Consider the following 12,996-nt stretch of genomic DNA (forward strand, 5'->3'; position numbering starts at 1 on the left):
TGTGATCACTTATATTGTTAGTGTTTTTAAGTCTAGGCGGACATGTTCCATGATTACATCTGGTCTTGTGTAATATGTTCTTATTACCTTTGCAACGTCTTCTTTTCTTCTTAGGTTGTTCCTTGCCATCCACTCGATGATGCTGGCTCTTTTTTTAATTTCTTCGAATAGCATTGAGGGGTCTATCTGTAAGAATTTGGCTATTCTTTCTGCTATGATGCTTTTGTTTGTAAATTTTATTGTGTCTTCTTTCATGTCATATTGGAAGGCTTGGTTGAAGATGACCTCGTTTTTTTCATTGATTCCTACGATTTCTTCTATGTCCAAGATTCTTCTTATGATTGTGTCGCCATGTTTTAGTCTGCCCATAAGCGCGAGGGAGTTAACCATGGGGATTAGTTGTAGTGGGACGTCCATGGGTTTGGAGATTAATCTTTTGATGACTGAATCGATGTTGTCTGCGTGGATTGTGCAAAGTCCACCGTGTCCGACGGCTATTGCTTGGAAGAATGTGTATGCTTCTTCGCCTCTAACTTCGCCGACTACTATGTAGTCAGGTCTCATTCTTAAGGAGGCTTTAAGGAGGTCAAAGAGTGCAACTTCTTGGACGCCGACTTGGTGTGCAGGTCTAACGACTAGTGAGACCCAGTTTTCATGGACTAAATTCAATTCAGGTGTTTCTTCTATAGTGACTATTTTCATTTCAGGACGAACGAAGGAAAGTAACGTATTCAGTAGTGTGGTCTTGCCTGAAGCCATAGCACCGGCAATGAAGATTGGTCGTTTATGCTCAATGAGAAGCCAGAAGTAGCCTGCTGCTTCTGGAGAGATTGTGCCTGATTTAACGAGGTCAATGATTGTGAGCGGTTCAATGAAGAATTTTCTGATCGTGAAGGATGATCCTTTTCTTGAAACATCGCTTAGTAGAGCGTGAAGTCTAAAACCTTCCGGAAGCATGCCTTCTGCGACTGGTCTCGCTACGGAGATTTGTTGTCCTGACATACTAACTAGTCTTACAACGTAGGACTCTACTTCTTCAACTGTTTTGAAGATGATGTTAGTAGGCATGGATTCGTAAACTCTATGCCACACGTAAATGGGGATGCCAGCGCCATCACAACTAACGTCCTCTACCATCTCATCGTTCATTATAACATCTAGTTTGCCATAGCCTATTGAATCCCTAATAATGTAATAAATAATCTTGTTTAACCTATCTTTGTTGAGTTTGATCTTGTGTATTTTTGCAATTTCTCTGACTCTTCTTCTTAAGTATGTTTCGATTGATTTTTTGTCTTTGAGTATGTCGAGTGGAATGTCGATATCTTCGCTTCTGATAATTTCTCGAATTAGATTGAAAGCGTTTGTCTCCTCTTTGTCTAGAATAGGTTCGATGATGTAGTATATGAGTTTACCTGTCTCCTTCTCTAACATAATGCCAACGTGAGCGTAAGGTTTTCTAACACTGTAGAAATCTTTCATGATTAAATTTTCGGGAAGTGTTTTCTCTATACTTTCTTTGGTAAGAGTTTCTTTAGTAGTAACTTTTTCTTCCTTTGGTCTTCTGAAGACTTTAAGAATTTTAAGTATACTAACCATTTCGGTTCCTCCGCTCTATTTATTATAAAATGATCAAAAAACCTTATAAATGTATGTGAACTACCCCTCGCTTTCGCAAGGGGCTTCCTGCTTCAACGATGAGGCTTGCGGGAACACGGATTAGTTCCCGGCGAGCCTCCATCTCGGCAGGCGAATCAGGGCTGCCCCCTCCCCTCATTTTTATTCTATTCGCCGATATCCAATCCCTATAGGGATTTTCATAGCTTAGCCCTTCAGATGTACCTCTTGGGTTCACCTTCACCACCCGAACACCGGCGCTTTCAGCCTTGTATTCGAGTAGTTGAAGGAATTTTCCCCAAGAAGCGTCAAGGATCTTCTGGGCTAAGTTGTGGTTTCTAACCATATTTTTTATGTTTAGTTTTTCAACACAAATAACGTCATAGTTATCCACGTAGAATCTTGAAAGCTTGTGTAGGAAGTCGTTTCTCTGGTTTACGAGTTTCTCATAGGTTTTGGCAAGCTTTATTTTTTGTTTTTCTCGATTCTTTGAACCTTTCTTTTTCCTTGAAAGCCAATGCTGAAGAACTCTTATCCTTCTAAGTGTTTTCTCATAGAATCTCGGATTCTCTATTTGTCTTCCGTCACTGTCCGTGAGAAAGTGTTTTATTCCAACATCTAAGCCTACAACATTTTTAGGCTCTCTTTGAACGTTAAAGTTAAAGTTAAAATAAAAAATGGAAGTGTTTAAATTTTTTCGAAATATTCGATGTCGTTTATGTTTCCTTTTCTTTGATCTTCAGACTTTAATTTTGCTTTAACTTTCATACCGATTTTGAGCTCATCAACATTGACCTTTAGTTTGTGAATGAGTCCGCCTTTAATGTTATCGAATGAGATGAATGCAACTATTATTGGTGGAGATATTGGTTTATCGTCTTTATCAATGTGTATAACAGTATATGTTTCTACGGTTCCTACTGGTTCTACTTCGATGTAGTCTTTGATCTCGTTGAAGCAATTTTCGCAAAATGTTTTGGGAGGTATGTATTTATTTCCACATTTGTCACACTTTGAGGCGATTAGAAGGCCCTTGTCTTTAAGTGTTTTAAAGAATCGTTCTCCTGCTTCTCCAACTGTATAAACGTAACTGTCTACTTCCATGTCACCGAACCATTGTATTATCTCATTGGGTTTAATGAGCTTCTCCGAGCTCATAGGGCTCACTCCTTAACAGGCTCAAAATATTCGATATCGGTGATGCTTCCTGTTCTCTGTTCTTTTGTTTTCCATACAGCCTTTACTTTCATTCCGAACGCACTTCTGTTAATCACGTCTTCAGGTTTTATGTTTAATCTATGGAAGATTCCTGAGCCTGGAGCATCTTCAAATTCTATCACACCAATAACTTCTGGCTTTTCTAATTTGGCCCTGTCTGCGGATATGTAACTTACTACGGCTGTTGTTATTTTTCCTACATCTCTTACATAAACCCATTCATCAGTAGGTCTGAAGCATGCTTCGCAGTACATTCTTGGTGGTATGAGTATTCTGCCGCACTTGTTACATTTTCTACCGATTATCCTGCCTTCTTTTAGTTCAAGCAAAAATCTGCTCATTGCTGTTCCAGCCGACCACGAATATTTTGCAGATGACTTATCTTCTACTAGAATTACTCGTTTGAGATCATCCTCTTTTAATCCGTGACCATATAATTTAGCCTCTTTTGTCATTTCATCCACCTCTCATTACAATAACAGTGCCAACCTGCATCAGATCACCCCATGCTTGTGCTAAACCTGTATACACGGGTTTTTTCACTTGTCTTTTTCCTGCCTCATACCTTAATTGCCAGAATATTTCAGCGACCTTCATTAAACCGGCAGCGGCAATAGGATTACCGACACCTAAAAGCCCACCACTAGGATTTATTGGAAGGTCTCCATTTCTTTGGGTTATACCCTCTTTTGTTAAGATTGGGGCTTCGCCTTTTCTGGCTAACATTAATCCCTCCATGTGGTGTAGTTCTTTATAATCAAAGGGATCGTAAACTTCAGCAACGTCAATCTCCTTTCTCGGGTTTTCAATGTTAGCCATTCTGTATGCCATCCTAGCCGCGACCTCTAAGTATTTAGGATATGAGAGATCCCTGTTAGTCCAATGAGTTGAGTCGAGTGCCCAACCAACACCTTCAATCCAAACTGGGCTGTCTGTGAGTCTGCGTGCGATCTTTTCAGACACCATGACGACTGCTGCAGCACCATCACTGACTGGGCTTATGTCAAGTCTCTGAACAGGCCAGACTAAAACCTCGCTCTTTAATACATCGTCTACAGTAATTTTACCTGCGGCTTGGGCAGCTGGATGATTTAGGGCATTGGCTTTATTCTTTACACTAACTAGCGCAACGTCCTCTTTCTTTATATTATATCTGTATATATAACTATGCATTTCCATGGCAAAGATCCAAATCAGATTGAGATTGAGCGGTCTTTCGATTATTGGATCCCAAATGTGTTTGAATACGTACTGAGGATGAGGTTGTGCAGGGCTCATCTTTTCTTCAGCAACAGCAATAACCACATCAAACAAGCCAGATGCTACATGCCACCAGCCTGCGATAGGAGTGAACACGCCAGTCCCACCACCCACATAAACTCTCATGGTTGGTTTCTCAATGCCACCGGAACCATCACTTAAGTATTCTCCTTTCATGTGAACACCATCGAATGCGTCGGGTGCAGATCCTATTACTACAGCTTCCACATCTTTTATATCAAGTCCGGCACTTTCCAAAGCCATTTTCACAGCTCCCCATGCAAGCTCTTTAGGAGTATCTAACATGCGTCTTCTAAATAATGTGAGCCCAGCACCAACAATTGCCACTCTGTTCTTAACATTAATGTTTGTTTTCATAGGATCACCCCTAATTATCACTACTTAACACAGCTACAGCACCTGTTGTAGTAGGAATCCCTCTCCAAGATTGTATGACGATCTTCTTTGCAGGGACTTGCCTACCTATTGCTTCATTTCTTAGTTGATAAACTCCCTCAAGTACTGCAACTAATCCAGACGCTTCTAATGCCCAACCAACGCCTAATTCGCCACCGTGTGGATTAACAGGTAGTGAGCCTTTGATGCTAAATTCTCCATCCTCAAGCAATCTTAGCACATTGTTACCTCCAGTTAATCCAAGAGCCTCTATATGCTCCAATTCTTTATAACTAAATTTATCATCAACAATAGCCATATCAAACTCTCTTGACGGATTCTTGATACCAGCCAGTTTATAGGCCATGTTAGCTGCAATTCTTGTATATGTAGCGTGGCCCCAAATCCTGTTTTCTATATTAGGATTCTCAGTAGCCCAACCAATGCCATCAATCCATACGATTTTATCAGTAAACTTTTTAGCTATATCACCACGCGCCAGTACCACGACAACACTTACGTCAACAGGTCGAGCAATGTCAAGAGAGTTTAGCGGTTCTATCACTGGTTTTAACTTATCAACATCTTCGGCAGTAATTTTGGATGCATAACTAGCTAAAGGATTTTTAAGGGCATTAGTTTTATTTTTTTCCACGACTAAAGAAAGATGATGCCTCGAACCGCCGGTTCTGTGCAAATATTTAGTAGCTTCTAAACCTGCCAGAAAATATGGATGCAAACCTAACGGTCTATTGTAAATCGGATCGTATGCAAAGTTAATAATATCATTGAGTGTGATGATTTCGCTGGCTTTACTGTGGGCTTCAACAATCACGATGTCAAACAATCCAGTGCGTATTTTCATGTATGCTGAGGCTAACCCAACCAAACCATCACCAGCAATGGTGTATACTGGTTTATACACTCCACCAAGCTGATCCGGTGTAAACTCGTCAAAAATGCTAATTCCGGACCAAAAATCTTCTTCACAAGTCACAAAAGCGTCAATAGTTTTCCTCGGATCATCAACACCCGCATCAGTATACGCTCTGGATGCAGCTTCAAACATCATTTCTCTGAAAGAAACTTCGGGGGTTGTTGGTTTAAAGCCATAATACCCAACACCTATTATGCCAACATCATACAGCGTTAATCACCTCAACAATAACTATTCGTCAACATAGATAAGCTTTACCAAAAACTCACAGAAACTCAACAAGAAAGTCTACAGTTAAATACACTTATAATAACAGAGAATGACCTTGATCACCTTTCGTCCTGAAATGCAAAGGTTCTCCTTGAGGCTCATTAGTTTTCCACATTTATTTGAGTTTACATCTTTCATCTGCGGGTGTTAAGTGATCAGAACCTTATCTATCTTGAACAAGATTAGAACCCTCCGTTCTATGAAAAAAGGTTATTAGACCGTTATCATAGAAAGGGATATTATTGAGTTCTCAAATTTAAACATTTCATTCTCGTTAAAAGTATCTAAGAGAATTATATGCAAGAATTCCTGAACCTAGTCGCAAACGAATGACGATCAGAGTTATAGTAAGAACTGTTAGATCGTAGTCAATACATCCACTATTTCTTTGACGGTTTTCTTTTTACCGTCATTTGTTAATGGTTCTCTACGCTTCCCAACCATCTTTTCAACTAAACTCCTTATATTATAAAGGTCTTCATAAGAAAAACCGAGTCTAGTAGCGTTGTATTCTTGTTCGAAATGATTTTTAATTGGTATAGCAATTATCGGTGTGCCATAAACCAACGCTTCATCGATCGTACTCTTTCCAGCCAACGAAATAACAAGGTCTGCGGCTGCAATATATTCATGAAGGTCCCTTACAAAATTTCTCATAATAAATCTGCTATCATGTCTAGTCTTATTATTAAATTCTCCTACAATAAAAAACTTATAATCGCCTTTGAGTAATGATACTTCCTTAATAATTCTTAGGATCATGTGTTTCCCAAGATTGCTACCACCACCAGTTATCACAATCAATTTCTCGTAATCAGCTATATTAAGCTCTTTCCTAATATCATCTTTATTACGTTTAGTATCGCGAACAATAGGACCAACATAAACTACATTATCGCTAGGATAATCAAATTCAGATTTAAAACTGGGTACGATAACTTTTAAAGAATTTGATATTCTTTCCTGCATCCACTTATGAACTCTCTCTTCAAAAAATTTAGCTACCTTTGTTTTAGCGAAAGCTACGCTGAGCTGATCTGTGATGAGTATTGTAGGTATATTGAGCTTTTGAGCGTTACCAAGCACAATAAAGTCTTCATCAGAGACCACTAATCTCGCGTTTAGCTCTTTATACAGTTTTTTAAACAATTCGAAACTTTTGCGATACCGCAACCAATACCTCAAATACCACAAAGATACATTAACAACTTTACCCTTCATAGTAGTTAGCAACGGTTCACCATAATATTCGATAAATTTAAAACCATAACTTTCAACAAATTTACGGATAGTACCACCACCGATAAAAATCGGTTTTATTCCTATCTCATCTAAGCTCGTACATACTGCCACGTCTCTAGAAACATGACCATAACCTATATTACTGGAAGCATAAATTAACTCTTTCATACATAAAACCTAAGAGTGTGAATAATTTAAATTTTTAGTATTTCATGAAACTATTCACATAAACTGCGTATTAAGGTCAAAGAAGAAAGATTACTACAAGGTTAAGAAGCTCTCTTCTGTTGATCATATTTGAGTAGAATCTAGCGTCACGGGCTTTAGTCTTAGGTTAGTCATGATCGAACTGAAAGTCTCACATTTTAGGATGAAAGAGTTACAGGAGTTTTAAGTGTCCAGTTATTGGGTCAAGTAGGTCTTTTGGAGCGGGGCCTATTCCGAGGGTTGTGATTGTGCCTGTTTCTAGTTGCGTTAATCCTGCGTCTTGGATGAGGGCGTTGGGCAATCCTTTTTCTTCAGCGATTTCTTTTATTCTAAGTAGTTCATTAAGGTTGTCTGCTTTGACAACTATCTTTTTCTGACCCTCGCTCATCCATTCTCTGTACCATAGTGGTCTTGTGTTTCTACAGATTTCTGCTGCTAGTACTGCTGCATGGGCTACTTGTGCAGCTAATTTTCCTTTACCCATTTTCAAATCAGCTCTAACGATGATAACCTGCTTGTATGTGGCTTCCTTTATTTTCTGGTTGGATGTCACATTACTGTATTCTATTTTGGTTAATTTAAATTTCACGGAAAATGCTGTAAGATAAACTTTTAGAGTTGTGAATGTCTTATTGTTTTGTGGCTTTGCGGACAGATTTGGTTGTTGTTGGTGCTGGTCCAGCTGGTCTTTCGGCAGCTATCGCGGCTGCTGAGGCCGGGCTTAGGGTGGTAGTGTTAGAGGAGCATAGGCAGATAGGTAGGCCTCGGCATTGTACTGGTTTATTGAGTTTGAGGGGTGTAAAAATTGTAGGTGAACCTGCTAGACAGTCTATAAAGAACTTGCTTAATGGTGTTGATGTCTATGTTAATAATAGGAAACGGTTTTCTGTTATTTTTAAAGAACCGCAGACAGCAGTTCTTGACAGAGTAATGTTTGAGGAGTTATTGGCAAAGAATGCTCTGCAAAAAGGTGTTGAAATATACTTTGGTAGAAATGTTAGGAAAATAAGGATGTACGATACTGGTGTGGATGTAATAGCTAATTCGAGTGATGGTGAATTTGTGCATTCAGGAAGGTATGCTGTTGTTGCTTCTTCTGGTTCTGCTGCTCTGCTTCTCAGTGAGTTTGGTTATGAGCCTCCTAATGGGAGATTGCCGGCTGCTCAGCATTTGGTAGAAGTTGATGAGGTGGATCCTAATATTGCGCAGATGCATTTTTCAAGGATAATAGCGCCTGGTTTTTTTGCATGGGTAGTGCCTGTAAGTAATGAGAGAGTGTTAGTTGGTTTGGCTGGAAAAATTAATGTGTGGTCTGCCCTTAAGTTTTTTGAGGGGACGGTGCTCGGTTTAAGAGGTTTAAAGACTCTTGATGTTTATCCTGGTGTTGTGATAACTGGTGGTATGTTAGATAGGTTGGTTTATGGGAATGTTGTGGTGGTTGGTGATGCAGCTGGGCAGGTAAAACCTACGACTGGTGGCGGTATACTTTTTGGTACTAGTTGTGGTCGTATTGCTGGTAACATTATTGCATTAACGTTGAGTGGTTTAACAAGTTTAGATGATTATGAGCGTGTTTGCAATATGATGTTAAAGAGGGAGATGTGGAGTATGTTATTCATTAGGAGAATGCTTAATCGTTTACCTGATGAAATTCTATCCATGTTAGCTGATATTGCGTTCAGGAATGATCTGGCATCAGTATTTATTAATGGTGATCAAGATTATCAGAGTAGTTTGTTGAAGAATCTGTTTAAGGATCCTCGTTTTTACTTAACTTGGTTTCGATTTTTGTCAAGTTTGTACAAATTAAAAAGAGAAGTATAAATCCTAGTTTGTAGAATTTAACTTGAGCGGATATGGCGACAACTAGTGAGACAACATTTGTTATTGAACTACCTAGGTGTACTTCTTGTAGGAGACCTATAGCACCGTATGATAAGGGTGTTAAGTTTGTATGCCCGAATTGTGGTGAAACCATCATATGGCGTTGTAGTCATTGTAGAAAACTATCAATAAGGTATAAGTGCATTAAATGTGGTTTTGAGGGACCATAAGGAGTGAGGTGCATGGGGAGCATTATAGTCGTGATCAGAATTTTACCGAGCGATATCGATGTGGATCTTGAGAAATTGAAGGAGGAGATTAAAAAGCGAACACCAATAGGTACTACTGTAAGAGCATTTGATGTTAAACCTGTGGCCTTCGGTCTCAATGCGCTTTATGTTTATATTTCAATGCCTGATGATTATGAAGGAGGAACTACCAAGGTGGAGGAGGCAATCTCCTCCATTCAAGGCGTTGAGCAGGTCGATGTAGAGTTTATATCTTTGGAACACTAATTTCATATATGGAATTTGGGAGGGTCTTTTTTAAGTCATGTCTGAAGGAAAATTAACTGAAGAAAGGAGAGAAATCACGCTTAGAGTAGCGGAGGTTAAGCAAAGAGACTTATACAAAGGCAGAGCACGGATCGGAAGAGCAGATATGGAAAGACTTAATATAAGTAGTGGAGACTTCATAGAACTTGAAGGTAAGAACAAGACTGTTGCAATGGCTATGCCAGCATACCCTGAGGATGAGGGTTCAGGCTTAATCAGAATTGAGTATACAATACGAAAGAATGCTGGTGTAAATTTAGGAGAAATGGTTGTAGTTCGGCCTGCTACAGTTAATCCAGCAATCTCAGTAAAGATCGCAACACAACAACCTTTAGATCCTGAAGCATTACAACAGATAACTGAGTATGTTAAAAAGAAGATAATTGGAAGACCGTTCGTTGAAAATGACATATTCCAAATACCAGGAATGTCACAATATTTCAGGGTAGTATCTACAAAACCAAAAGGACCAGTAGTGGTAACTGAGGAAACAAACGTGGTAATGACAAGAAAAACTGGTGTGTTAAGCAAGACTGTGCACATATCTTATGAGGACATAGGCGGGCTAACAGAAGTAGTAGAAAAGGTTAGAGAAATGATAGAGTTGCCACTGAAATATCCAGAATTATTTAAGAGAATGGGAATAGAACCGCCGAAGGGTATATTATTCTATGGTCCTCCTGGCACAGGCAAGACTCTATTGGCCAGAGCAATTGCAAGCGAAACTGACGCATACTTTATTTCCGTTAATGGTCCTGAAATCATGAGTAAGTTTTACGGTGAATCAGAGGCTAGATTAAGGGAAATTTTTGAGAGTGCGAAACAGCATGCCCCATCGATCATCTTCATCGATGAACTTGATGCGTTAGCTCCTAAAAGAAGTGAGGTTACTGGCGAGGTGGAGAAGAGGGTTGTAGCGCAGCTGCTAGCACTTATGGATGGTCTTGAACCTAGAAGTAATGTTATTGTAATAGGAGCTACTAATATGATTAATGCTGTTGACCCAGCTCTTAGAAGGCCTGGAAGGTTTGATAGGGAGATAGAATTTCCAGTACCAAATAAACAAGGGCGTCTAGAAATACTAAAGATACACACAAGAGGAATGCCTTTGGCTCCCGATGTAAATTTGGAGAAGATAGCGGAGATTGCTCACGGTTTTGTTGGTGCTGATTTAGCTGCACTTAGTAGAGAAGCTGCTATGAGAGCGATAAGGAGAATCTTCCCGCAGATTGATTTTAAACTTGATCACATCCCTGTAGAAATACTTGAAAAAGCAGTGGTAACGAACCAGGACTTTATGGATGCCTTAAAGTCGATAACGCCTAGCGCATTACGTGAAGTATACGTAGAAGTGCCGAACGTTAAATGGAGTAACATAGGTGGTCTTAAATCCGTGAAGAGAGAACTTGAGGAATCTCTTATTTGGCCTGTTAAATATCCTCATGTTTATGAGAAAATGGGCATAGAGCCGCCACGTGGTATTTTGCTCGTTGGTGCTCCAGGTACAGGAAAAACGATGCTTGCCAAGGCTATTGCTACTGAGAGCGGACTTAATTTTATTTCTATCAGCGGTCCGGAAATATACAGCAAATGGGTTGGCGAATCAGAGAGGGCAATAAGAGAGGTATTCAGAAAGGCTAGAATGGGAGCACCTAGTATCGTGTTCCTTGATGAAGTGGAATCCGTTGGAGCATTTAGAGGAGCAAATACAGATGAGGGTGTGAGTGAGAGAGTTTTAAGTCAATTGCTTACTGAGATGGATGGATTTAGAAATGGAGGCTACGTTTTTGTGCTTGCGGCCACTAACAGACCTGATCTTATCGACCCTGCACTCTTAAGACCTGGAAGATTTGATAGGATTATTCTTGTTAATCCTCCTAATGTGGAGGAAAGGATCGAGATATTACAAATATACACAAGAAAAACACCGTTGGCATCTGATGTAGATTTAAAAGAAATAGCGAGGAGAACGGAAGGTTATACCGGTTCTGATCTGAAAGCATTGGTAAGGGAGGCTGCGTTCTCAGCGTTAAGAGAGGACATGAACACTGCTGTAGTGAAAATGGAGCACTTTATTGAGGCCATGAATAAGATTAAACCGTCAATCAATGAACAAATTGTGAACTATTATGTTAATTGGGTTAATAAAGCTCGTCAGTTATATGCTTCAAAACCATCGCCTATAAGTTTTATGTAGGTGGTCACAATGTCTATGCAACTTGAAACAACAATTGTTGAGATATTAATGAAGAATAGCAGCAGGGTTGTTTCAGATAAAGAGCTATTGAGAATGATTAAGGCAGAATTGGGAGAAACTTTTACCTTGAAGGATTTTTATAAAGCGTTAATGAAGTTAGAAATGTTCGATGTTATACAAGTTGCTTCACAGAAAGATGGTTTCTCTATAGCAATTAAGGGAGGTAAAGAGAATGGGGGTTGATTTAGGAGATTTAATAACAAGAAAAACATTAACATTACAACAATTACGAGATAAAAGTATTGCGATCGATGGTTATAACGCATTGTATCAATTCTTAACTGTTATCAGACAACCTGATGGCACACCTTTAATGGATTCTCACGGGCGTATAACAAGTCATCTTAGCGGAATATTTTATCGAACCATAAACCTACTGGAGGAAGGCATAAAACCTGCGTACGTTTTTGATGGAAAACCACCTGAAATAAAGGAAATGGAGATTGCTAGAAGAAAATCACTAAAAGAAGAAGCGATTAAAAAGTATGAAGAAGCATTACAGACTGGTGATCTTAAAGCCGCGAAAATGTATGCCATGCAGGCGGCTAGGTTAAAGGAGGATATGGTTGATGAGGTAAAGAAATTGCTCGATGCAATGGGCACTCCATGGGTTCAAGCTCCTTCAGAGGGCGAAGCTCAGGCTGCTTATCTTGCCATGAAGGGTGATGTATGGGCATCAGCAAGCCAGGATTATGATTCTCTTCTCTATGGAGCGCCAAGACTTGTTAGAAATTTAACAATAAGCGGTAAACGTAAGCTACCTAGAATCGAAGAATACGTAGAAGTACAACCTGAATTAGTGTACCTCGACGATGTATTAAGACAACTTAGGGTTACTAGAGAACAGTTGATAGATATAGCTATATTAATAGGTACAGATTACAATCCTGATGGTATAAAGGGAATTGGTCCTAAGCGCGCTTATAACCTAATTAAACAATTCGGTAATTTAGAAGATGCTTTGAAGCGTTTGCCCGAAGCGCATTTTCCAGTTTCACCCCAAATCATTAGAGAAGCCTTCTTAAAACCTGCTGTTACTGATAATTATACGCTAAGGTGGTCTCCCATCGATAGAAGTAAAGTGATCGAAATATTAGTAGAAGAACATGACTTTTCATTGGAACGTGTTGAGAAAGCATTGAATAAGGTTGAAGAGTCATTAAAGAAAACCACAAAACAGACAGGACTTGATCAATGGTTTTAATTAGAGTAGG

General features: G+C 39.4%; 14 protein-coding genes. 6 read left to right on the forward strand and 8 right to left on the reverse strand.

All coding sequences use genetic code 11. The annotated features are described in order from the left end of the window. Window positions 1-9: 9 nt before the first annotated feature. The 8 genes from QW128_00725 to pth2 all read right to left on the reverse strand — a co-directional run bounded on the left by QW128_00725 (window position 10) and on the right by pth2 (window position 7,682). Complete coding sequence (locus QW128_00725) at window positions 10-1,599, reverse strand: type II/IV secretion system ATPase subunit (GenBank protein ID MEM3832112.1); 1,590 nt, start codon at window positions 1,597-1,599, stop codon at window positions 10-12. Between the two features lie 43 nt (window positions 1,600-1,642). After that, a complete protein-coding gene (locus tag QW128_00730; protein MEM3832113.1) occupies window positions 1,643-2,323 on the reverse strand; it encodes a transposase in 681 nt (226 codons plus the stop codon). Then, window positions 2,305-2,775: a Zn-ribbon domain-containing OB-fold protein gene (locus tag QW128_00735; GenBank protein MEM3832114.1), complete on the reverse strand. Its 471-nt coding sequence runs from the start codon at window positions 2,773-2,775 to the stop codon at window positions 2,305-2,307. The genes QW128_00730 and QW128_00735 overlap by 19 nt, the downstream gene beginning before the upstream one ends. 5 nt (window positions 2,776-2,780) lie before the next feature. After that, complete coding sequence (locus tag QW128_00740; GenBank protein ID MEM3832115.1) at window positions 2,781-3,290, reverse strand: Zn-ribbon domain-containing OB-fold protein; 510 nt, start codon at window positions 3,288-3,290, stop codon at window positions 2,781-2,783. Window position 3,291: 1 nt separating this feature from the next. Continuing rightward, window positions 3,292-4,473 carry a thiolase domain-containing protein gene (locus QW128_00745; GenBank protein MEM3832116.1) on the reverse strand — a complete coding sequence of 394 codons (1,182 nt, stop codon included), beginning with the start codon at window positions 4,471-4,473 and terminating at the stop codon, window positions 3,292-3,294. Window positions 4,474-4,483: 10 nt separating this feature from the next. After that, window positions 4,484-5,638 (reverse strand): thiolase domain-containing protein, encoded by a 1,155-nt coding sequence (locus QW128_00750; protein MEM3832117.1) that lies wholly within the window; start codon window positions 5,636-5,638, stop codon window positions 4,484-4,486. A gap of 417 nt (window positions 5,639-6,055) precedes the next feature. Beyond that, a complete protein-coding gene (locus QW128_00755) occupies window positions 6,056-7,108 on the reverse strand; it encodes a glycosyltransferase (GenBank protein MEM3832118.1) in 1,053 nt (350 codons plus the stop codon). 211 nt (window positions 7,109-7,319) lie between these two features. Beyond that, a complete protein-coding gene (gene pth2, locus QW128_00760; protein ID MEM3832119.1) occupies window positions 7,320-7,682 on the reverse strand; it encodes a peptidyl-tRNA hydrolase Pth2 in 363 nt (120 codons plus the stop codon). Between the two features lie 110 nt (window positions 7,683-7,792). Between pth2 and QW128_00765 the strand changes: the two genes are divergently transcribed. From QW128_00765 to fen, 6 genes are read left to right on the forward strand one after another with little or no spacing between them, the layout of a single operon-like run. Beyond that, window positions 7,793-8,971 (forward strand): NAD(P)/FAD-dependent oxidoreductase, encoded by a 1,179-nt coding sequence (locus QW128_00765; GenBank protein ID MEM3832120.1) that lies wholly within the window; start codon window positions 7,793-7,795, stop codon window positions 8,969-8,971. 32 nt (window positions 8,972-9,003) lie between these two features. Further along, complete coding sequence (locus QW128_00770; GenBank protein ID MEM3832121.1) at window positions 9,004-9,201, forward strand: zinc finger domain-containing protein; 198 nt, start codon at window positions 9,004-9,006, stop codon at window positions 9,199-9,201. A gap of 12 nt (window positions 9,202-9,213) precedes the next feature. Continuing rightward, window positions 9,214-9,486, forward strand: a complete 273-nt coding sequence (locus tag QW128_00775; protein ID MEM3832122.1) for an elongation factor 1-beta — start codon at window positions 9,214-9,216, stop codon at window positions 9,484-9,486. Between the two features lie 37 nt (window positions 9,487-9,523). Then, on the forward strand, window positions 9,524-11,722 hold the full coding sequence (locus QW128_00780) for a CDC48 family AAA ATPase (GenBank protein MEM3832123.1): 2,199 nt from the start codon (window positions 9,524-9,526) through the stop codon (window positions 11,720-11,722). A gap of 9 nt (window positions 11,723-11,731) precedes the next feature. Beyond that, the gene (locus QW128_00785) at window positions 11,732-11,965 is read left to right on the forward strand and encodes a hypothetical protein (protein ID MEM3832124.1); all 234 of its coding nucleotides are present in this window, start codon (window positions 11,732-11,734) and stop codon (window positions 11,963-11,965) included. After that, complete coding sequence (fen, locus tag QW128_00790; GenBank protein ID MEM3832125.1) at window positions 11,955-12,986, forward strand: flap endonuclease-1; 1,032 nt, start codon at window positions 11,955-11,957, stop codon at window positions 12,984-12,986. The genes QW128_00785 and fen overlap by 11 nt, the downstream gene beginning before the upstream one ends. The last annotated feature ends 10 nt before the right edge of the window (window positions 12,987-12,996 follow it).

Source organism: Thermoprotei archaeon (assembly GCA_038881895.1).
GTDB lineage: Archaea > Thermoproteota > Thermoprotei > Gearchaeales > WAQG01 > JAVZOV01.